General features: G+C 71.8%; 18 protein-coding genes. 11 read left to right on the top strand and 7 right to left on the bottom strand.

The features are described 5' to 3' along the window. Positions 1–103 precede the first annotated feature (103 nt). The gene (locus tag BA175_RS25240) at positions 104–1,957 is read right to left on the bottom strand and encodes a serine hydrolase domain-containing protein (protein ID WP_069173821.1); all 1,854 of its coding nucleotides are present in this window, start codon (positions 1,955–1,957) and stop codon (positions 104–106) included. A 278-nt stretch (positions 1,958–2,235) separates the two neighbouring features. Between BA175_RS25240 and BA175_RS25235 the strand changes: the two genes are divergently transcribed. Then, entirely contained in the window at positions 2,236–3,747 is a 1,512-nt protein-coding gene (locus BA175_RS25235; protein ID WP_069173820.1) for an acyl-CoA synthetase, read from the top strand. Positions 3,748–4,009: 262 nt separating this feature from the next. On the opposite strand, the gene BA175_RS25230 is transcribed toward BA175_RS25235, so the two are convergent. Beyond that, positions 4,010–5,065, bottom strand: a complete 1,056-nt coding sequence (locus BA175_RS25230) for a TerC family protein (RefSeq protein ID WP_069173819.1) — start codon at positions 5,063–5,065, stop codon at positions 4,010–4,012. Further along, the gene (locus BA175_RS25225) at positions 5,058–5,603 is read right to left on the bottom strand and encodes a hypothetical protein (protein ID WP_107407645.1); all 546 of its coding nucleotides are present in this window, start codon (positions 5,601–5,603) and stop codon (positions 5,058–5,060) included. The genes BA175_RS25230 and BA175_RS25225 overlap by 8 nt, the downstream gene beginning before the upstream one ends. Before the next feature lie 148 nt (positions 5,604–5,751). Here BA175_RS25225 and BA175_RS25220 point away from each other — a divergent pair, with 148 nt between their 5' ends. Beyond that, positions 5,752–6,099, top strand: coding sequence for a helix-turn-helix transcriptional regulator (locus tag BA175_RS25220; protein WP_069173818.1), 348 nt, complete (start codon positions 5,752–5,754; stop codon positions 6,097–6,099). A gap of 470 nt (positions 6,100–6,569) precedes the next feature. Here the strand turns inward: BA175_RS25220 and paaK are convergent, their stop codons facing one another. Then, on the bottom strand, positions 6,570–7,865 hold the full coding sequence (gene paaK, locus BA175_RS25215; RefSeq protein ID WP_069173817.1) for a phenylacetate--CoA ligase PaaK: 1,296 nt from the start codon (positions 7,863–7,865) through the stop codon (positions 6,570–6,572). A 439-nt stretch (positions 7,866–8,304) separates the two neighbouring features. Next, positions 8,305–9,939, bottom strand: coding sequence for an FAD-dependent oxidoreductase (locus BA175_RS25210; protein WP_069173816.1), 1,635 nt, complete (start codon positions 9,937–9,939; stop codon positions 8,305–8,307). Between the two features lie 258 nt (positions 9,940–10,197). Between BA175_RS25210 and BA175_RS25205 the strand changes: the two genes are divergently transcribed. The 7 genes from BA175_RS25205 to BA175_RS25175 all read left to right on the top strand — a co-directional run bounded on the left by BA175_RS25205 (position 10,198) and on the right by BA175_RS25175 (position 15,434). Then, complete coding sequence (locus BA175_RS25205) at positions 10,198–11,307, top strand: SchA/CurD-like domain-containing protein (protein WP_069174253.1); 1,110 nt, start codon at positions 10,198–10,200, stop codon at positions 11,305–11,307. Between the two features lie 73 nt (positions 11,308–11,380). Then, complete coding sequence (locus tag BA175_RS25200) at positions 11,381–11,815, top strand: cupin domain-containing protein (protein ID WP_069173815.1); 435 nt, start codon at positions 11,381–11,383, stop codon at positions 11,813–11,815. Beyond that, entirely contained in the window at positions 11,812–13,080 is a 1,269-nt protein-coding gene (locus BA175_RS25195) for a beta-ketoacyl-[acyl-carrier-protein] synthase family protein (protein ID WP_069173814.1), read from the top strand. Before BA175_RS25200 ends, BA175_RS25195 begins: the two co-directional genes overlap by 4 nt. Beyond that, positions 13,077–14,327 (top strand): ketosynthase chain-length factor, encoded by a 1,251-nt coding sequence (locus BA175_RS25190; protein ID WP_069173813.1) that lies wholly within the window; start codon positions 13,077–13,079, stop codon positions 14,325–14,327. Before BA175_RS25195 ends, BA175_RS25190 begins: the two co-directional genes overlap by 4 nt. Before the next feature lie 16 nt (positions 14,328–14,343). Further along, complete coding sequence (locus BA175_RS25185) at positions 14,344–14,601, top strand: acyl carrier protein (protein WP_069173812.1); 258 nt, start codon at positions 14,344–14,346, stop codon at positions 14,599–14,601. 1 nt (position 14,602) lies between these two features. Further along, on the top strand, positions 14,603–15,082 hold the full coding sequence (locus BA175_RS25180; RefSeq protein ID WP_069173811.1) for an SRPBCC family protein: 480 nt from the start codon (positions 14,603–14,605) through the stop codon (positions 15,080–15,082). Positions 15,083–15,101: 19 nt separating this feature from the next. Then, the gene (locus BA175_RS25175; RefSeq protein WP_069173810.1) at positions 15,102–15,434 is read left to right on the top strand and encodes a TcmI family type II polyketide cyclase; all 333 of its coding nucleotides are present in this window, start codon (positions 15,102–15,104) and stop codon (positions 15,432–15,434) included. Positions 15,435–15,507: 73 nt separating this feature from the next. On the opposite strand, the gene BA175_RS25170 is transcribed toward BA175_RS25175, so the two are convergent. After that, positions 15,508–16,599 carry a methyltransferase gene (locus BA175_RS25170; protein WP_069173809.1) on the bottom strand — a complete coding sequence of 364 codons (1,092 nt, stop codon included), beginning with the start codon at positions 16,597–16,599 and terminating at the stop codon, positions 15,508–15,510. Positions 16,600–16,633: 34 nt separating this feature from the next. Beyond that, a complete protein-coding gene (locus BA175_RS25165; protein ID WP_069173808.1) occupies positions 16,634–17,716 on the bottom strand; it encodes a right-handed parallel beta-helix repeat-containing protein in 1,083 nt (360 codons plus the stop codon). A gap of 153 nt (positions 17,717–17,869) precedes the next feature. Between BA175_RS25165 and BA175_RS25160 the strand changes: the two genes are divergently transcribed. Then, complete coding sequence (locus BA175_RS25160; RefSeq protein WP_069173807.1) at positions 17,870–18,271, top strand: ACT domain-containing protein; 402 nt, start codon at positions 17,870–17,872, stop codon at positions 18,269–18,271. 57 nt (positions 18,272–18,328) lie between these two features. After that, positions 18,329–18,829 (top strand): hypothetical protein, encoded by a 501-nt coding sequence (locus BA175_RS25155; RefSeq protein WP_056787776.1) that lies wholly within the window; start codon positions 18,329–18,331, stop codon positions 18,827–18,829. Positions 18,830–19,772: the final 943 nt, after the last annotated feature.

Below are 19,772 nucleotides of genomic sequence, written 5' to 3'. Positions count from 1 at the left end.
GGGCCGCCCCGTCCGGCCGGGTGACCGGACGGGGCGGTGTCGCCGGACCGGGCGCGCGGACGGGCGCGTGCGCCGACCGGTTCCCCACGGGGCGGCGGGCGGTTCAGTCGCCCGAGACGGTCCATCCCGTCGCCTCGAGACGCCGCGCGTCGCCCGGCCTGGTCCCGTCGAAGAGCGTACGGCCGCCGTCCCGGACCCGGAGGCCGTCCACGTACGCGCCGCGTCCGACGTACAGCCCGTCGGTGGAGTACCGCCAGCGCAGCAGGACGTCCTTCCCGCGCCAGGCGGCCAGGTCCGCCTCCAGCCGGTGCCAGACGCGCCCGGACCATCCGGACACCGAGCCGCCGGTGTGCGCCACGGGATCCCCCGCCCCGTCCCCCTCGCCCGGGACGGTGCTGAACGGCACCGGCTGCCACGACACCCCGGCGTCGGAGGAGGCCTCCAGGCGGACGAAGTCGGAACCCGGCTCGGTGTCCCACCACAGCGCACAGCTCAGCACCGGCCGCGACGAGGCCGGCCGCAGCGACGGCAGCGTGAGCGTCGCCTCGGAGGAGCTCGCCATGCCGGAGAACCAGGCGGTACGGCCGTGCGCGGGGCGGACCGGTACCGCGCGGGCCATCCGGTTGGCCGTGGCCACCCGCGGGGCACTCCCCGAGCGCCAGCTGCGCACGGGGTGGACGGAGTTGCCCAGCACGATCAGGAACGAGTCCGTCGTCGGATCGACGACCAGGCTGGTGCCGGTGAAACCCGTGTGGCCGGCTGTGCGCGGAGTGGCCATCGCCCCCATGTACCAGTGCTGGTAGAGCTCGAAGCCCAGGCCGTGTTCGTCACCGGGGAACGCGGTGTTGAAGTCGGTGAACAGGAGCTCCACCGACTCCTCGGACAGGATCCGGGACCGCCCGTAGACGCCCCCGTTCAGCAGCGTCCGGGCCAGGACCGCCAGGTCCCAGGCGCAGGAGAAGACGCCCGCGTGGCCGGCCACCCCGTCCAGGCTGTACGCGTTCTCGTCGTGCACCTCGCCCCAGACCAGCCCCCGGTCCAGCCCCGACCAGGGCAGCCGGGCGTCCTCCGTGGCGGCGATCTTCGGCTTCCACGAGGCGGGCGGGTTGTACCGGGTGCGGTGCATCCCCAGGGGAGCGGTGATCTCCTCGCGGAGCAGGACATCCAGGGCGCGGCCCGTGATCTTCTCCAGGACCAGCTGCAGCGAGATGAGGTTGAGGTCGGAGTAGCGGTAGGCGGTCCCCGGGGCGGAGGCCGGCACCTCGTTCCACAGCAGGCGGAGTTTCCCCTCCCGGGTCGGTTCCTTGTAGAGCGGGATCCACGCCCGGAAGCCGGAGGTATGGGTGAGCAACTGCCGGACGGTGATGTCCTGCTTGCCCCCGCCGGCGAAGGCCGGGAGGTACGAGGCGACCGGCGCCTCCAGTGTCAGCGCGCCCCGCTCGATCTGCTGCACCGCCAGGATGGAGGTGAACAGCTTGGACACCGACGCCAGGTCGAAGACCGTGTCCTCGGCCATCGCGATCTGCTGGTCCGCGGGGAACTCCACGCCCGTGTCGGTCTTCTCGTCGTACGCCGCGTAGCGCACCGCCTTCCCGATCGGCCGGTGCAGGGCCACCGTCCCCCCGCGGCCGGCGAGGAGCACCGCGCCGGCGTACCAGGGGTGGGCGGGGGAGTCGGCGAGGTACTTCTCCGCGTCCGCGACCAGCTCCTCGAGGGGGCCGGCGAGCAGCCCGGCACGTGCGGCCGAGCCCCGGCGCAGCGTCGTTCCGCCCGACCTGGATCCCATACCCGTCCCGGCTCCCGTACCCGCCGCTTCCGTGCCCCGCTCGGCGCCGGCAGCCGCTCCCGCCGCGCCCGCGAAGGGGAGCGGCGCGAGCGCGAGCGCTCCGCCCAGCGCCAGTATCCCGCCGCCCATCCTCCGACGGCTCATTCCCCGGTCCGACACGTTCCCGGCCATCCGGAATCCCTTCCCCTCAGGTCGACAGCACCAGCGTGAAAGTAACTTTCGAAATCTCTTCCGGCAGTGAAACCTTCTGCCGAGGCAGAGATTACTGGCGTCGCGGCCACCCCGTACGTCCCCTGCGCCACAAAGAATGTGACGAGGCGTCAGTTAAAATTCCCGGCGGGGTGACGGCTGAACGTTCACGGCCGCGAAAAGAGTGCGTGCCGGCAGTGATGCCCCCGGCCCGTACCCGGTCCCTTGACCCGCGGCACTCCGCCGCACAGGATCACGTCATGACAGGTGTACGCAGCAGCACGGTCGACGGCCTCCTGGCGCGCAGCGCACGACGCACCCCCGAGCGCACCGCCGTGCGGTACGCGGACCGGTCGTGGAGTTACGCGGCACTGGACGCGGCCGTCAGTACGGCGGCGGCCGTCCTGACGGGCACCGACGGACTGCGCCCCGGGGACAGGGTCGCCTCCTACGCCCACAACTCCGACGCGTACCTCATCGCCTATCTGGCCTGCGCCCGAGCCGGGCTGGTCCATGTGCCGGTCAATCAGAACCTCACCGGGGACGACCTGGCCTACATCCTCCGGCAGTCCGGCAGTTCCCTCGTCCTCACCGACCCGGGCCTGACCGGGCGGGTGCCCCCGGGTCACGCCGTACGCCCCCTGCGCGACGCCCCGGACTCGCTCCTCTGCGAGCTCGGCACCCCCCGGCCCTTCACCCCGGAACGCGCCCCCGGCGCCGAGGACCTGGTACAGCTGCTGTACACCTCCGGCACCACGGCCCAGCCCAAGGGCGCGATGATGACGCACGGCGCCCTCGTCCACGAGTACGTCAGCGCGATCACCGCCCTCGACCTGTGCGCCACCGACCGCCCCGTGCACGCGCTGCCGCTCTACCACTCCGCGCAGATGCACGTGTTCCTGATGCCGTACCTCGCGGTGGGCGCGGAGAACACCATCCTCGACGCCCCGGACCCGGACCGTCTCCTCGACCTGGTCGAGACTGGAACGGCGGACAGCCTCTTCGCCCCGCCCACCGTCTGGATCGGCCTCGCCCATCACCCGGGGTTCGCCAGCCGTGATCTCGGAGCACTGCGCAAGGCCTATTACGGAGCGTCGATCATGCCGGTGCCCGTCCTGGAGCGGCTGCGCGAACGGCTGCCTGGGCTGGCCTTCTACAACTGTTTCGGCCAGAGCGAGATCGGGCCCCTCGCCACCGTCCTCGGCCCCGACGAGCACGAGGGCCGGATGGACTCCTGCGGCCGGCCCGTGCTCTTCGTGGAGGCGAGGGTCGTGGACGAGCAGGGCGAGGAGGTTCCCGACGGGACGGCGGGTGAAGTGGTCTACCGCTCCCCGCAGCTGTGCCAGGGCTACTGGGACAAGCCGGAGGAGAGCGCCGCGGCGTTCCGTGACGGCTGGTTCCACTCCGGAGACCTCGCCGTGCGGGACTCCGAGGGCTACTTCACGGTCGTCGACCGGGTGAAGGACGTCATCAACTCCGGGGGCGTGCTCGTCGCCTCCCGGCAGGTGGAGGACGCGCTGTACACCCACCCCGCGGTGGCCGAGACGGCGGTCGTCGGACTGCCCCACGACCGCTGGATCGAGGCCGTCACCGCGATCGTCGTGCTGCGCGGCGAGGCCACGGAGGCCGAACTCATCGCCCATGCCCGCGAGGCACTCGCCCCGTTCAAGGCCCCGAAGAAGGTCCTGTTCGTCGACCGGCTGCCGCGCAACGCCAGCGGCAAGATCCTCAAGCGGGAGCTGCGGGACCGCTTCTCGTCCACCGGGTCCTGAGGGCGCGGGCGCGACGGCGCTCGGTAGGCGCGGGCGTGCGGGCCGGGTGGTGCGGGGGACGGCCGGCCGGCCCCCCGGTCGCCCCCGGTCGGCCCGGTGTTCGTCACGAACCCCCGGACGGCCGGCGCCGGCCTGCGGACGCAGCCGGGCTCAGGCCGTCGGCGAGGCGCGTTCCTGCTCGGCCGACGGTGTCCGCCGGGTGTCGGCGGTGCCGGCAGCGCAGCGTCCGGGGTGGAAGAGGTCCCGTACGGGCCGAAGGCGATCACGGGGCCGGCCCCTCCTCACGGTTCCCGCCGCGCGGCTCGGCCTGCGGGGGGCGGGTGGGGGCGTTCCCGGCGGGCTCTGCCGGGCCGTCGGCGGTCGGGCCGGGGTCCGCCCCGGTGCCGGTCCGGCCGCGGGTGGCGACGAGGGACCAGGCGATGGAGCCGGTGATGGTGACGACGATGACGGAGAGGGTGAGGGGGATGGGGAGCTTGCCGACGGGGGTCTCGGAGAGGATGAGCTTCACGCCGGCGAAGGCGAGCAGGACCGCGAGCCCGTAGTGGAGGTAGGCGAAGCGGCGCAGGAGCCCGGCGAGGAGGAAGTACAGGCTTCGCAGGCCCAGGACGGCGAAGGCGTTGGCGGTCCACACCAGGAACGTGTTGGTGGTGATCGCCAGGACGGCGGCGACGGAGTCGATCGCGAAGATCAGGTCGGTGGCCTCGACGGCGATCAGGACGACGAACAGGAGAGTCGCGACACGCTTGCCGTCGACGCGGGCGAAGAACCTGTCGCCGTGGAACGTCGCGTCGGTGGGAATCAGCTTCCTGACCAGGCGGACCACGGGATTGCGGTCGGGATGGACGTCCGCGTCCTTGGAGACGGCCATCTTCCAGCCGGTGAAGATCAGGAACGCGCCGAACAGGTAGGCGGTCCAGAAGAACACCTGGAGCAGCTCGGCGCCGACGAAGATGAACACCAGCCGGGCCGCCAGTGCGCCGAGGACACCCCAGAAGAGGACTTTGTGCTGGTAGGCGTCGGGGACGGCGAAGAAGGAGAAGACCAGCGCGAAGACGAAGACGTTGTCGATCGACAGTGCCTTCTCGATCAGGTACCCGGCGTAGTAGGTGGAGGACACCTCCCCGCCCTGCCACATCAGCAGGATCAGTCCGAAGCCGAGCCCGATGGCGATCCAGACGCCGCTCCAGGCCGCGGCCTCGCGGAAGCCGATCACGTGGTTGTCGCGGTGGGCGAGCAGGTCGACGGCGAGCATCACGCCGATGCCGACGGTGACCGCGGCCCATACCCACAGCGGGACAGGGAAGGCCAGGTCATTCATCGCGGAACCTCTCCTCTCCGTGACGGACGGCGTGCGGCGGCGGGGGTGTGCACAGCGGCGTCCAGGCGGTGGGACCGACGGCGTGGACAAAGGGGCCGCCGCGCAGGGCGGCGGCCTCGATCAGGGTGAACGCGTCCAGCCCCCGGGGGCCGCGGCGGGCGGTCACCACGTGGGGTGCGTGGTGGCGGGAGGCAAGGGCCAGCAGGCCCTTCGCCGCCGCCAGCCGCGACGTCGCCCCGGCCGGCAGGTGGAGAACCTCCGTGATGCACCCGGTGCCGTGCGGGCCGACCCGGGGCATGACGCGGGCGGTCACCGCCCGTACCGCCGGTGAGCCGGGGCCGGAGCGGCGGGCCTGCGGGGGCAGCACGGTGATCAGCAGCAGCGGAACGCGGTGGGCCAGGGCGAGGCCGGCGGCCGCCTCGGCCACCGCCACGTCATCGAGGCAATCGGTCAGTACCGCGGCCACCGGCTGCACCAGGCCCGCTCGCGCGGGGCGGGGAGCGCTGTCGGGTACGGGGCGGAGGAACGGTCGGTGCATGGCCTCTGCCTGCCTTCCTTACGAGGAGGAATGTCTCAATTGTCGCCATGTCGATCCATACCCGTCAACGATTACGCGAAAATAAATTCGCTAATAAGCCTTCAGGTGAGCGGTGTATATGCGAAGGGCTGTTCGTACGATGGGGAGTATGGGCAACTCGACGACACGCGGCGACCAGTGGACGTTCCTGACGAATCACGCCCGGGTGCTGCTGGCGATCGCCCGCGACCCGCAGGTCCGCCTACGGGATGTGGCGGCAGGCATCGGCATCACCGAGCGCGCGGTGCAGATCATCGTCGCCGACCTGGAAGCGGCCGGGTACCTGACCCGCACCCGGGTGGGCCGCCGCAACCGCTACACCATCGACCCCAGCGTCGCCCTGCGCCATCCCGCCGAGGCCGGCCACCCCGTCGGCGACCTCCTCGGAGCCTTCCTCCACCGGGAGGAGACCCCCGACGGCGCACCCGCCGATCCGCGGACGGCCGCTGAGGCGTGAACCGCGGCCTTCCGCGGACCGGCGGGCGCGCCGGGCGCCGGTCCGCGGACCGTGCAGGATGCGGAACAGCTCGTCCGCATCACCACGTCGAAGGGGTGTCCCGCACTTCCCGGGGGATCGGCCGACGGCGTCGGACGAGGGTCCAGTGCCGAGACCGGCAATGTTTACCCCATGAGGAGCATCGTCCGGTGCGTGCGATCGCAAGGTGGCCGGAAGTCCTTGTAGCGGAGCTACCAGGGCTTTGGCCAACGAGGTGAGCGTGCGTGCGGGGCGGCGCGACGGGGCGAAGCTTGCCGGGAGGGGCACTAGTGCCGCAACAGGCAACGTTCGCCCCGTCGCGCCGCCCGGCACGCACTCTCGCCGCACCGGCCGAAAGCCCAAGTACGTCCAGTACAAGGACTTCCGGCCGGCACGCCGAGAGCACGCACCCGACGCCGCTCCTTGACGGGCAAACGTTGCCTGCCGCGGCACTAGCTCGGAGCGGACTCCCGCAGATCCACGATCCGCTTGATCTTGCCGACCGACCGCTCAAGCGTCTCCGGGTCGACGATGTCGACTCCGACGCTCACGCCGATCCCGTCCTTCACGGCACCCGCGATCGTCCGGGCCGCCGCCTCCCGCTCCTCCGCCCTCGCTCCGGCCCGGGCCTCCGCCCGTACGGTCAGTGAGTCCAGACGTCCCTGCCGGGTCAGGAGCAGCTGGAAGTGGGGCGCCACACCCGCCGTCCGCAGCACGATCTCCTCGATCTGGGTGGGGAAGAGGTTCACCCCTCGCAGGATCACCATGTCGTCGCTCCGCCCGGTGACCTTCTCCATCCGCCGGAAGGCGCGCGCCGTACCCGGCAGCAGCCGGGTCAGATCCCGGGTCCGGTAGCGGATCACCGGCATGGCCTCCTTGGTGAGCGAGGTGAAGACCAGCTCGCCCTTCTCGCCGTCCGGCAGGAGTTCCCCCGTGAACGGATCCACGACCTCCGGGTAGAAGTGGTCCTCCCAGATGTGCAGTCCGTCCTTCGTCTCCACGCATTCCTGAGCCACGCCCGGGCCCATCACCTCGGACAGGCCGTATATGTCGACGGCGTCGATGGCGAAGCGCTCCTCGATCTCGGTGCGCATCCGCTCCGTCCAGGGCTCGGCACCGAAGATGCCGACCTTCAGCGACGTCGTTCGGGGATCGACTCCCTGGCGCTCGAACTCGTCCAGCAGCGTGAGCATGTACGAGGGTGTGATCATGATGATCTCGGGCCGGAAGTCCTGGATCAGGCGCACCTGGCGGGCGGTCATGCCGCCGGACGCCGGGACGACGGTGCACCCCAGGCGCTCCGCCCCGTAGTGAGCTCCGAGACCGCCGGTGAACAGCCCGTACCCGTAGGCCACATGGACCTTGTGGCCGGGGCGTCCGCCCGCTGCCCGGATGGACCGGGCCACGACGTCGGCCCAGGTGTCCAGATCGCGCTCGGTGTACCCCACCACGGTGGGCCGTCCGGTGGTACCGCTGGAGGCGTGGATCCGGCGCACCCGGTCCTCGGGGACGGCGAACATCCCGAACGGGTAGTTGTCGCGCAGGTCGGCCTTGGTGGTGAAAGGGAACCGGGCGAGATCCGCGAGCGTGCGGCAGTCCTCGGGTCGCACGCCCGCCGCGTCGAACGCCGTCCGAAAGAACGCGACGTTGGCGTACGCGTGCCGCAGCGTGGCCCGGAGCCGTTGCAACTGCAGTGTCACCAGCTCGTCGCGGCCGAGCCGCTCAGCCGCGTCCAGCAGCGCCGTCATGCGGGTGCTCCTCTCGCCGAACGGTCGACCGATCATTCGGTCGACCTCTGGGAGGAGTAATTCAGGATGCGAGCCGCCGTGGCAAGGGGTACGACGCCCGCGAACGGGCGCGGGCCGGGCCGGAAGCCGAGTTCGCCCGGGAGGCGGTGGCGGCGTGCCGGCCCGTCCGCGGGTCCCTCGTCGATCGACGCCTGCCGCGCCCGTGGCGAGTCCGGGGCCGCCGCACTCCCCGTTCCCGTCGCGTACGCGCGGCACCACCGGCCGGTGCCCTCGTGCCCCACGCGGACGAGGTGCACCGCACGCGGGTCGTCGTCGTGTGCCTCCCCGTGCGGAACGGGGGGCGCCCCGTCGTCGGCCCTCTCGCCGACGGGCGCCCCGCGAACCGCCGCACCGTCGGGTGCGCGGGTGCGCGGGTCCGCGGGGCGCCCGGTGCCGGTCGTCAGCCCCGGTGGAGCACTGTCGTCAGGGCCTCGTCCAGCGCGGCCCCCGGATCCGCCACCGAGCCCTCTGCCCGCCAGGCCACGAAGCCGTCGGGGCGTACGAGGACGGCGCCCTCGGCGCTCGTGCCGTGGGCCGCTGCCCAGTCGGCCCCGTCCTCGGGCACCAGATCGGCGCCCTCGCCCGCACCGATGCCGTAGGCGTCCAGCCGTACCGCCAGCCGCTCCGCCGCCCGGGACGCCGCCGCACGCCATTCGGGATGCCGCGCGTCGTGCAGCAGGACGAACGCCTGCTCGTAGAGGTCGAGGGTGGAGAGGCGGGTGTCCTGCCGCCGGACCCACAGGTGGGGCGCCCGGGTGCCGGGGTCTCCCGCCAGGGCCATGCGCTCGGGGACCACCGGCAGACCCGGCTCCACGCCGAGCACGGCGCCCCGGACATAGCGGTACCCGAGCGCGATCGTGAGCATCCCGCCCTTCGGCCCGCCGCCCGGCCCGGGTGTGCCGGCGTAACCCGGGTGGCTGTGTTCCGCCGACCGGGCGGACGCCCGCTCGCTCGTCGCCTTCGCCACCGGCAGACGCTCCTCCTCGTAGGTGTCCAGCAGCCCCGGCCCGGCCTCGCCCTTGATCACGGCGGCGAGCTTCCACGCCAGGTTGTGGGCGTCCTGGATACCGGTGTTCGAACCGAACGCGCCGGTCGGGGACATCTCGTGCGCCGAATCGCCCGCCAGGAAGACCCGGCCCGAGCCGTAGCGCTCCGCGACCCGCTCGGCTGCGTGCCAGGGCGCCTTGCCCGTGATCTCGACATCGAGGTCGGGGGAACCGACCGCCTTGCGGATGTGCTGCACGCACCGCTCGTCGGTGAAGTCCTCCAGGGTCTCGCCCCGGTCCGGCTGCCACGGCGCGTGGAAGACCCACTGCTTCTCGTTGTCCACCGGCAGCAGCGCCCCGTCCGCGTCCGGGCGGGTGAGGTAGCAGACGATGAAGCGCCGGTCGCCCACCACCTCCGCGAGCCCTTCGGACCGGAAGGTGATGCTGACGTTGTGGAACAGGTCACCCGGACCCGACCGGCCGATCCGCAGCTGCTCCCGGATCGGACTGCGCGGTCCGTCGGCCGCGACGAGGTAGTCCGCGCGGACCGTCGTGTGCTTCCCGGTGCCCCGGTCCTTCACCAGGGCGGTGACACCCTCGCCGTCCTGCTCGAACGAGAGCAGCTCGGCCGAGAACCGCAGGTCGCTGCCCAGGGACCGGGCGTACTCGACCAGCACGGGCTCCAGGTCGTTCTGGCTGCACAGGCACCACTTGCTCGGGCTGAAGCGGGCGAGCCCGCCCCCCGGGTCGATCTCCTTGAACAGCCACTCCTGGTCGTCACCGGTGAGGGACCCGGCCTGCAGGATCCCGTGATTGTCCGCCAGCACCGAGGCGGCTTCCCGGATCAGCTGTTCGGCGCCCGCGGTGCGGAACAGCTCCATCGTGCGGACGTTGTTGCCCCGTCCGCGCGGGTGTGTCGAAGTGCCTGCGTGTTTCTCCACCAGCAGGTGGCGGATACCGAGCCGGCTCAGGAAGAGGGAGGTGGACAGGCCCACAAGGGAGCCGCCCACGACAAGGACCGGTACCCGGTGGTCGACGTTCTCGTTCATCAGTTGCTCCATCTCGGACGCGCGACGGATGCAGTGTCCATGCCCTTCTCCGAGTGCTTCGGTCACCGCCTCACCTGAACGGTGCATAAATCTCGCGCAGCACGTGACGGCGTTCGACGATCGGTCGCGGGAGCGATGCTCGCGATGCGGGGGTGGACCACACGCGTCTGCGGGGAAGGGCCGCTCCGGTTCCCCGAAAGCTGACGGATGACGGGCGGCCACTCGACGTGGTTCCGCACCGTCCTGAAGGAGACGAAGATGACAACCATATCGGAACGGGTATCGCAGTCCGCCTTCGACGGTTCACGGCTCCGGGTCGTCCTGCTGCTCGACCTGCACGACGGTGCCCAGAAGCAGTTCCTCGAGGCGTACGAGCACATGCGCAACCAGGTGGCCTCCATCCCCGGGCACATCAGCGACCAGCTGTGCCAGTCCATCGAGAACCCCTCGCAGTGGCTCATCACCAGCGAGTGGGAGAGCGCGCCGCCGTTCCTCGCCTGGGTCAACAGCGAGGAGCACGTCGCGACCGTCCAGCCGCTGCACAGCTGCGTGCGCGACACCCGCTCGTTGCGGTTCAGCGTCCTGCGCGAGACGGCCAACACCGACACCGCCGCCCCCCAGGAGAACGGCCTCCAGCCGGCGCCGCGCCTGGGTGACGGAGTGGTACGGCACGCGCTCACGTTCACCGTCAAGCCCGGCACCGAGGACATCGTCGCCAAGATCCTCGCGGACTACGACTCCCCGAAGGCCCGGGTCGACGAGAACACCCGGCTGCGCCGCACCTCGCTCTTCATGCACGGAAACCGTGTCGTGCGGGCGGTCGAGGTCGAGGGCGACCTGCTGGCAGCCCTGCGCCACGTGGCACGCCAGCCGGAGGTCCGGGCCGTCGAAGAGGCCATCAACCCCTACCTGGAGCAGGACCGGGACCTCAGCGACCCGGATTCCGCCCGCATGTTCTTCACCCGGGCGGCGCTTCCGACCGTCCACCACGTGACGTCCGGCCGCGTCCCGGAGGACGTACAGCGGCACGCGCTCTTCTACCAGGCCAAGGAAGGCTGCGGCATGGCGCTCGCCAGGCTGCTCGCCGGCCAGGACGAGGAGACCGCGGACGACCCCGCCACCCCCATCGCCAGCAGCACCATCTTCCAGCGTGACGACGTCGTGGTGCGGCTCCTCGAGATGAGCGGCCCGCTCGACGCGGAGCCCGCCCTGGCCCTCGGTATCGGCGGCGCCCGCAAGGCGGCCATGCTCGGCCGGCTGCTCGACGGCGGTGCGAACGGCCTGCCGAGCACCGACCAGGAGGCCGCGCGCTTCCTCGCCCAGGCCGAGATGGACCTGATCACCGACCGCCGGGCCACCGAGTCCTGAAACGCCTCACCGGCACGACGGGTCCACCCCGGGCTGCCGCCACACCGCACAACGCGCCTCGAGGAGAGCAGTCATGACCACGCACCGGCCTCGCATCGTGGACCTCAGCGAGACTCAGCCCAACCGCAGGCGCGGAGGAGACCTGCGCGCCATGCTCACACCCACGGCGGTGGGTGCCACCAGCGGCTTCATGGGACTGGCCATCGTCGGCCCCGGGGAGCGTATCGGTGAGCACTACCACCCGTACTCCGAAGAGTTCGTGTACGTCGTGAACGGACTCCTGGAAGTCGACCTGGACGGCGAGACGCACGCGATGCGGCCCGACCAGGGCCTGCTCATCCCCCCGCACGTACGTCACCGCTTCCGCAACGTCGGCGACGTCGAGGCGCGGATGGTCTTCCACCTCGGCCCGCTCGCCCCGCGGCCCGAACTCGGCCACGTGGACACCGAGATCACGGACGTCGCCGACCGCGGCGCGCCGCCGGAACGAACGGGGGCCGCCTCATGACCCGACGTGTGGCGGTCACCGGGGTCGGCGTCGTCGCACCCGGTGGCATAGGAGTCCCGGCCTTCTGGGACCTGCTCTCCAACGGCCGTACCGCGACACGGGGCATCACCCTGTTCGACCCGGCGGCGTTCCGTTCGCGGATCGCGGCGGAGTGCGACTTCGACCCCGTGGCGCACGGCCTGGACGCGGAACTGATCGCACGCTCGGACCGGTACATACAGTTCGCCCTGGTGGCAGCCAGGGAAGCCCTGGGAGACGCCGGACTCGACACGGAGAAAGTGGATCCCTGGCGCATCGGGGTGTCCCTGGGCACGGCGGTCGGTGGCACCACCCGGCTCGAGCACGACTACGTCGCCGTCAGCGGCAGCGGATCGCGCTGGGACGTCGACCACCGCCCGGCCGGCCCGCACCTCGAGCGGGCGTTCGCCCCCAGCACCCTGGCCTCCGCGGTGGCCGAGGAGGTCGGTGCGCACGGCCCCGTACAGACGGTGTCGACCGGCTGCACCTCCGGCCTCGACGCGATCGGCTACGCCTTCCACTCCATCGAGGAGGGCCGTGTCGACATCTGCGTGGCGGGCGCGTCCGACACGCCGATCACCCCCATCACGGTGGCCTGCTTCGACGCGATCAAGGCGACCTCGGCGAACAACGACGACCCCGAGCACGCCTCCCGGCCGTTCGACGCCCGCAGGGACGGATTCGTCATGGGTGAGGGCGGGGCCGTGCTCGTCCTGGAGGAGCTGGAACACGCCCGCGCCCGCGGCGCCACCGTGTACTGCGAGATATCGGGCTACGCCACCTTCGGCAACGCCTACCACATGACCGGGCTGACCTGCGAAGGGCTCGAGATGGCAGAGGCCATCAACACGGCTCTCGCCCACGCCCGGATCGACGGCTCGCAGGTCGACTACGTCAACGCGCACGGCTCGGGCACCAAGCAGAACGACCGGCACGAGACGGCGGCGGTGAAACGCGCCCTCGGCTCCCACGCCTACAAGGTGCCGATGAGTTCCATCAAGTCCATGGTCGGCCACTCGCTCGGAGCCATCGGAGCGATAGAGATCGCCGCGTGCGTCCTGGCCCTCGACCACCAGACGGTGCCCCCGACGGCCAACTACGAGACCGCCGACCCCGAGTGCGACCTCGACTACGTGCCGCGCACCGCACGGCCCCTGAAGCTGCGCAGCGTGCTCTCGGTCGGCAGCGGCTTCGGCGGATTCCAGTCCGCCGTCGCCCTGACCCGATCAGGCGGGAGGACCCCATGAACACCCGGACACACCGGCGATCCGTCATCACCGGGATCGGCGTCGTCGCCCCCAACGGGACGGGCGCCGGTGCCTTCTGGAAGCAGACGCAGGAGGGCGTCAGCGTCCTCGACCTGGTGACCCGGGAAGGCTGCGAGAACCTGCCGCTGCGGGTCGCGGGCGAGGTCCGGGAGTTCGACCCGGTCGCCCTCATCGAGGAGCGCTACCTGGTCCAGACCGACCGGTTCACGCACTTCGCGATGGCCGCGGCCGATCTCGCCCTGGACGACGCCCGGCTCGGCCGAGCCGACTACGAGGACGCGCCGTTCAGCGTCGGCGTGGTCACCGCCGCCGGTTCCGGCGGCGGCGAGTTCGGGCAGCGTGAGCTGCAGCGCCTGTGGGGCCAGGGATCCCGGTTCGTCGGCCCGTACCAGTCCATCGCCTGGTTCTACGCCGCCAGCACCGGCCAGATCTCCATCCGCGGCGGCTTCAAGGGGCCGTGCGCCGTCGTGGCCAGCGACGAAGCCGGCGGGCTGGACGCCCTCATGCACGCCGCGCGCTCGATCCGGCGCGGCACGGGCGCCGTCGTCGTCGGCGCGGCCGAGGCACCCCTCGCCCCGTACTCCGTGGTCTGCCAGCTCGGCTACGAGGACCTCAGCACCTGTGAGGACCCCACCCGCGCCTACCGGCCGTTCACCGCGGACGCCTGCGGCTTCGCCCCCGCCGAGGGGGGCGCCATGCTGGTGGTCGAGGAGGAGGCGGCGGCCCGCGACCGCGGAGCACGGGTCCGGGCCGAACTGGCCGGGCACGCCGCCACCTTCACCGGAGCCTCCCGGTGGGAGCAGTCCCGCGAAGGACTGGCCCGGGCCATCGAGGGGGCGCTGCGCGAGGCGCAGTGCGCACCGGAGGAGATCGACGTCGTCTTCGCCGACGCGCTCGGCGTCCCCTCCGCCGACCGGGCCGAGGCACTGGCGATCGCCGACGCCCTGGGCGCGCACGGGCGGCGCGTCCCGGTGACCGCGCCCAAGACCGGGACCGGCCGCGCCTACTGCGGAGCGCCCGTACTGGACACGTCCGCCGCGGTACTGGCCATGGAACACGGCCTGATCCCCCCGACGCCCAACGTCTTCGACGTCTGCCACGACATCGACGTGGTCACCGGCCGCGCACGCCCCACCGAGCTGCGGACGGCCCTGGTGCTGAGCCGAGGACTCATGGGCTCCAACTCGGCCCTGGTGCTGAGGCGGCCCACCGACACCCCCGGATGAGAAGGAGCAGTCCCTCATGACCGATCGACTCACGTACGCGGAACTGGCCGCCCTCATGAAGAACGGCGCGGGAATCACCGTCGACCCCTCGGAGATGGAGAGCCGTCCCGGCTCCGCCTTCGAGGAGTACGGCCTCGACTCGCTCGGCCTGCTCGGCATCGTCGCCGCGCTGGAGAACCGGTACGGCCGCCCCCTGCCGGCCGACGCCGACCGCTGCAGGACGCCCGCCGAGTTCCTCGACCTCGTGAACAGCAACCTCGTGACAGGAGTCTGACATGACCGGACACACCGAGAACGAGATCACCATCGCCGCGCCCCTGGACCTCGTCTGGGACATGACGAACGACCTCGAGAACTGGCCGCAGCTGTTCAGCGAGTACGCGGCCGTCGAAGTGATCGAGCGCCGGGGCGAGACGACGACCTTCCGCCTCACGATGCACCCCGACGACAACGGCAAGGTCTGGAGCTGGGTGTCGGAGCGCACCACCGACCGCCCGGGCAGGACCGTCCGTGCCCGGCGTGTCGAGCCGGGCCCCTTCCAGCACATGGACATCCGGTGGGAGTACGCGGAGGTCCCCGGCGGCACGCGGATGCGCTGGAAGCAGGACTTCGCGATGCGGCCCGACGCGCCGGTCGACGACGCGTGGATGACCGACAACATCAACCGCAACTCCCGCGTCCAGATGGAGCTCATCCGCGACAAGATCGAGCAGCGCGACCGGGAACGCCGCTCCGCCTCGGTCCCCGCCAACTGACGGACCGAAAGGCAGCCAGATGCACCACGCACTGATCGTCGCCCGGATGGCGCCCGGGTCCGCGCCGGACATCGCGGACCTGTTCGCGCAGTCCGACAACACCGAGCTGCCCCACCTCGTCGGGGTGAACAGGCGCACGCTCTTCCAGTTCGGGGACGTGTACCTGCACCTGATCGAGTCGGAGCGGCCCCCGGGTCCGGAGATCGCCAAGGTGACCGAACATCCGGAGTTCAAGGCCATCAGCGACAGGCTCACCGCGTTCGTCAGCCCGTACGACCCGCAGACCTGGCGCGGTCCGAAGGACGCGATGGCCCAGCAGTTCTACCGGTGGGAGCGGGGAGCCTCCGTCTGACACCGGACGACCGCCCCGGGTCCGGCACCTGCGTGCCGGACCCGGGGCGGTCGTGGTGCGGGTGGGAGCCCGGTCAGGGGACGAGGCACTCGAAGGCGTGCAGATACGCGTTGACCGGCCGGACCTCGCCGACCCGCAGGCCGGCCTCGGACACCCGGCCGAGCAGGCTCTCCCTGGTGTGCTTCGCGCCCCCGACGTTGAGGAGCAGCAGCAGGTCCATCGCGGTGGTGAACCGCATCGACGGGGTGTCGTCGACGAGGTTCTCGATGACCACGACGCGGGCTCCCGGACGTGCCGCGGCGACGACGTTGCCCAGGGCCCGGCGCGTGCTCTCGTCGTCCCACTCGAGGATGTTCTTGATGATGTAGAGATCCACGTCGACGGGGATCTCCTCACGGCAGTCCCCGGCCACGATCCGCACCCGGTCCGCGAGCGCGCCCTCGTCCCGCAGCCGGGCGTCCGCCCTCGCCACGACACCGGGCAGGTCCATGAGCGTGCCGCGGAGCGTCGGGTGCTTCTCCAGGAGACTGGCGAGGACGTGGCCCTGGCCGCCGCCGATGTCGGCGACCGAGGACACCCCGGTGAGGTCGAGGAGCTCGGCCACGTCCCGGGCGGACTGCATGCTGGACGTGGTCATGGCCCGGTTGAACACCTGGGCGGACTCGCCCGCGTCCTCGTGGAGATAGTCGAAGAAGCCCTTGCCGAACGTCTCCGGGAAGACGCTCGAACCGGTGCGCACCGCGTCCTCCAGCCGCGGCCACACCTCCCAGGTCCAGGGCTCGGTGCACCACAGGGAGATGTAGCGCAGGCTGTTGGGGTCGTCCTCGCGCAGCAGCCTGGACATCTCGGTGTGGACGAAGGTGCCGTCCGCCCTCTCGTCGAAGATCCCGTAGCAGCACAGCGCGCGCAGCAGCCGCCGCAGCGGGACGGGCTCGGTGCCGACGGCCCGGGCGAGCTCCTCGGCCGAGGCGGGAGCATCGCCCAGCGCGTCCGCGACACCCAGCCGCGCCGCCGCGCGCACGGCCGCGGCGCAGGCCGCGCCGAACGCCAGCTCCCTCAGCCGCATGGACGGCGGAGGGGACTGGCCGGTCGCGGGGGCCGGGGCCGAGGAGGAGAGCGTCGGGGTGACAGGGGTGGTCTCGGGGGTGGGACTCACGGTGGTCATACCGTCTCGTTTCTCGTCGTGCGGCGCTGAGCCGCTATTCGGCACACAGTCCGGCCGGTACGGACGTCCCGCACGCGTTGCCGGTGAAGGTATTGCCCGTACCGGAGGTGTCCCGGTCGGCGAGGTCGGCCGGGAGGTTGTCCCGCACCAGGTTCCGGCTGATCGTGTTGTCGGTGTTGAGCGCGCCCACGAAGCTCTTGAACAGCAGGATTCCGCCGGAGAGCGGGGTGGAGCCGACGTTGCCCCGGATCACGTTGGAACGCACGACCGTGCGCTCGCTGCCGGTGAGCACGATGCCGGAGCCCTGGATGGCCGACAGCCGGGGGGTCGCCGCGCAGAACTTGTTGTTCTCCACGATCCGGTTGTTGCTGACGGTCATCGCTCCGGCCGCGGGCTTGGACTCGTCACCCACGACGAAGACCCCGCTGCAGTTTCCGGTCAGGCGGTTGCCGTCGATCAGCAGGTTCCGGACCCGCCGGGCCGTGACACCGATGCGGTTGCCGCTCAGGTCGTTGTCCCGGATCTCCGTGCCCTGCGTGTCGGTCGCCCCGCCCTCCTCGGTGACCGAGTTGGCGACGAAGATGCCGGCGTCACCGTTGCCGGTCGCGGTGTTGCGCCGGAGGTCACCGCGGGTTGACCGCTCCTGGGCGATGCCCCAGACACCGTTGGACCGGGTGGTCACCTGGTGCACGGACAGCCCGTCGGTCCACGACGCCCAGATGCCGCTCCCGGCGAAGCCGGAGACGGTGAGCGAGCGGACGGTGACGCCGTCGACCGTGTGGTCCTTGGTGCCGACGACACAGATGCCGTTGCCGGCCGCGGCACAGGTGCCGGCGGCCTTCGTTCCCGTCGCCGGCGGCTCGAGCACCGTCCGGCCGCCCGTGCCGAGCAGGGTCAGGCCCGGCGTGGTGATGTGGACGCTCTCGCGGTACGTGCCCGGCAGGACGACGACGGTGTCCCCGGGGCGGGCCGCGTCCACCGCGGTCTGGATCGAGCCGCCGGGGCGCACCACGAGGTCACCGGGTCCGGCCGCGGCGGAGGGGACGGCCACCCCGCCCAGCGCCGTGGCCAGGGCGACCGTCATACCCGCCAGGCAGGTGATGTGTTTTTTCCTCATGAGCCGAAGCTAGGGGCGATCACCGCCCGCTGCCACGGAAGGTGAGCGTACGGGTACATGGCGTGCCTGAATGGCTTACTCGCCCCGCCCCGCGCCGGGAGGGCGAGCAGTGACGAGGGGCGCCCCCACGCCCGGTGGCCGTAGCGTGGCCTCATGACCGGTGAACGCGACCTCCGAGGACTGCTGCACCTCATGGGACCGGAGCTGAACCCGGGCCGCTTCGTCTTCGCGACCGTGCCGCACGGGGCGGTACCCGGCGGCGTCACCCCGGTGGTCACCGTCACCGAGGGCGAAGGGACGACCCTCGTGCTCCCGGAAGGGGAAGCGGCGGCCTCGGGGCTGGAGTACGACTTCGTCGCGGGCTGGATCACCCTGCGCGTCCCCTCCGCCCTGCACGCCGTGGGTCTGACCGCCGCCGTGGCCCTGGCCCTCACCGACGTGGGGATGAGCTGCAACGTGGTCGCCGGATACCACCACCACCACCTGTTCGTCCCTTACGCGCGTGCGAGCGAGGCCGTCGAGGTGCTGAGGCGGCTGGCCGCGGAGTCCGGCTGAGCCCCGGCCGGGAGTGCCCGGCTCCACGACGTGAGCCGGGACACGTAACATGGCCGCATGTCCTTCCTCCGCCGCCGTAGCGCCGCCACACCCGCGGGCCCGGACTTCGACGTCCTGGCCATGGATCCGGGAGACTGGCCCGGCAACCTCGGCGCCGGTCTGCTCCCCGCCCCCGACGGAAGCTGCCAGGGCGTCTTCCTGCGCTACGACCTGTTCGGTGGTCGTGGCCCGGCGATGATCATCGGCAATCTGCCCGAGGGCTCGCCGGCCCGTGAGACCGAGGAGGGCCAGGTCCCCTTCGAGGTCGCCCAGCTCCTCCTCGCGCTCGAGAACGACGAGCCGGTCGAGGTCACCGGCTCCGAGGACGTGCCCGTCATGCAGGGCGACAGCCTGCTGATCGTGCGCCGCGTCAAGCTCTCCGAGAGCCGGATCTCGTGTGTGCAGTTCGACCGGAGCGACGGCGTTCTCGTCACGATCGCCAGCTGGGACCGGCCGATCACCGATGATCTGTACGCCCTGCTGAAGCCACTTCCCGCAGAGCTGTTCCAACAGGGCTGAGACGCCCCCGCGCCGTCATCAGCCGCGTCACTCACCCGTGCCGCGGCGGTGCCGAGACCTGGGGGGCCGGCGAGGTGCCATGGGGCGTCGGCGTCCGGCCGGGTGCCTCCTCGCGGAGGCGCCCGCTTCACCGGGGCCGGATCAGGATCCCGGCCCTCCGGTGCCGGAGCTCCACGATCGAGCCGCCGGCTCTTCCTGTCCGCCGCCTCCGGTGCGAAGTCCTCGTCCATCACGGGTGGTTCCCGCTCGGCGAGGCGCGGGATCCGGTCGTCCGCGCGGTCCGGAGGTCCGATCGAGCTCGTCCAGGGCCCCGGGGCGGAGTCCCGCCCCGCAGAGCGGCACATCCGTGGCGACGAGCCGCCGCGCGGCGCGGCTGCGCTGACCGGAGCCCCGCCTGACTTCCCGGGATCGCGCCGGGACCACTGCACGACACGCAGCGCTCCGTCCGATGCGGGCGCGGCGTCGTCGTGCACGGCATCCGGCCTCCGGGAGCGGGGCGGGGCCGACGTGCCGGAAGGTGACACGGGTACGGCTCCTGCGGCCGTGCCGACTCCGAGCGGGGTGTGAGGGCGGACGGGCTCCGCCGCGATCCCGGAACCGGGCGAGCCCCGATGCCCCGGCCGTTCACGGAGCGGCCTGAGCACCTGTGCCGATCGTGGCAGCCGGGCTGCCGGGCTGCCGGGCGGCCGGGCCTACGGCACCGTGGCGTACGCCAGGAGGGCGCGTTTCCTGCGAGGTGACGCTTCCTGGTACGGAGCGGCGGCAGTGCGGTGAGCGTGGTGCCCCCGAGCCCCTCGGGCTGCCGGGCCTGTTGCCCTGTGGCGTACGCGAGGAGGTGCCCGTCTCGTGCGGGGGTTCCTTCGTGGCAGGGAGCGGCGGCAGTCCGGTGAGCGTGGTGCCCCCGAGCCCTTGGACGCGGGAGGCCGACAGGCCGTTGACGGCC

The organism is Streptomyces griseus (assembly GCF_001715295.1).
GTDB lineage: Bacteria > Actinomycetota > Actinomycetes > Streptomycetales > Streptomycetaceae > Streptomyces > Streptomyces griseus_G.
Note: the sequence above shows the minus strand (reverse complement) of the source record. Positions and strands in the feature narration are given on the sequence as shown.

Excerpts from the sequence above, each read along its gene's own strand:
- BA175_RS25240 (WP_069173821.1), bottom strand. The coding sequence starts at position 1,957 with ATGGCCGGGAACGTGTCGGACCGGGGAATGAGCCGTCGGAGGATGGGC.
- BA175_RS25235 (WP_069173820.1), top strand. The coding sequence starts at position 2,236 with ATGACAGGTGTACGCAGCAGCACGGTCGACGGCCTCCTGGCGCGCAGC.
- BA175_RS25230 (WP_069173819.1), bottom strand. The coding sequence starts at position 5,065 with ATGAATGACCTGGCCTTCCCTGTCCCGCTGTGGGTATGGGCCGCGGTC.
- BA175_RS25225 (WP_107407645.1), bottom strand. The coding sequence starts at position 5,603 with ATGCACCGACCGTTCCTCCGCCCCGTACCCGACAGCGCTCCCCGCCCC.
- BA175_RS25220 (WP_069173818.1), top strand. The coding sequence starts at position 5,752 with ATGGGCAACTCGACGACACGCGGCGACCAGTGGACGTTCCTGACGAAT.
- paaK (WP_069173817.1), bottom strand. The coding sequence starts at position 7,865 with ATGACGGCGCTGCTGGACGCGGCTGAGCGGCTCGGCCGCGACGAGCTG.
- BA175_RS25210 (WP_069173816.1), bottom strand. The coding sequence starts at position 9,939 with ATGAACGAGAACGTCGACCACCGGGTACCGGTCCTTGTCGTGGGCGGC.
- BA175_RS25205 (WP_069174253.1), top strand. The coding sequence starts at position 10,198 with ATGACAACCATATCGGAACGGGTATCGCAGTCCGCCTTCGACGGTTCA.
- BA175_RS25200 (WP_069173815.1), top strand. The coding sequence starts at position 11,381 with ATGACCACGCACCGGCCTCGCATCGTGGACCTCAGCGAGACTCAGCCC.
- BA175_RS25195 (WP_069173814.1), top strand. The coding sequence starts at position 11,812 with ATGACCCGACGTGTGGCGGTCACCGGGGTCGGCGTCGTCGCACCCGGT.
- BA175_RS25190 (WP_069173813.1), top strand. The coding sequence starts at position 13,077 with ATGAACACCCGGACACACCGGCGATCCGTCATCACCGGGATCGGCGTC.
- BA175_RS25185 (WP_069173812.1), top strand. The coding sequence starts at position 14,344 with ATGACCGATCGACTCACGTACGCGGAACTGGCCGCCCTCATGAAGAAC.
- BA175_RS25180 (WP_069173811.1), top strand. The coding sequence starts at position 14,603 with ATGACCGGACACACCGAGAACGAGATCACCATCGCCGCGCCCCTGGAC.
- BA175_RS25175 (WP_069173810.1), top strand. The coding sequence starts at position 15,102 with ATGCACCACGCACTGATCGTCGCCCGGATGGCGCCCGGGTCCGCGCCG.
- BA175_RS25170 (WP_069173809.1), bottom strand. The coding sequence starts at position 16,599 with ATGACCACCGTGAGTCCCACCCCCGAGACCACCCCTGTCACCCCGACG.
- BA175_RS25165 (WP_069173808.1), bottom strand. The coding sequence starts at position 17,716 with ATGAGGAAAAAACACATCACCTGCCTGGCGGGTATGACGGTCGCCCTG.
- BA175_RS25160 (WP_069173807.1), top strand. The coding sequence starts at position 17,870 with ATGACCGGTGAACGCGACCTCCGAGGACTGCTGCACCTCATGGGACCG.
- BA175_RS25155 (WP_056787776.1), top strand. The coding sequence starts at position 18,329 with ATGTCCTTCCTCCGCCGCCGTAGCGCCGCCACACCCGCGGGCCCGGAC.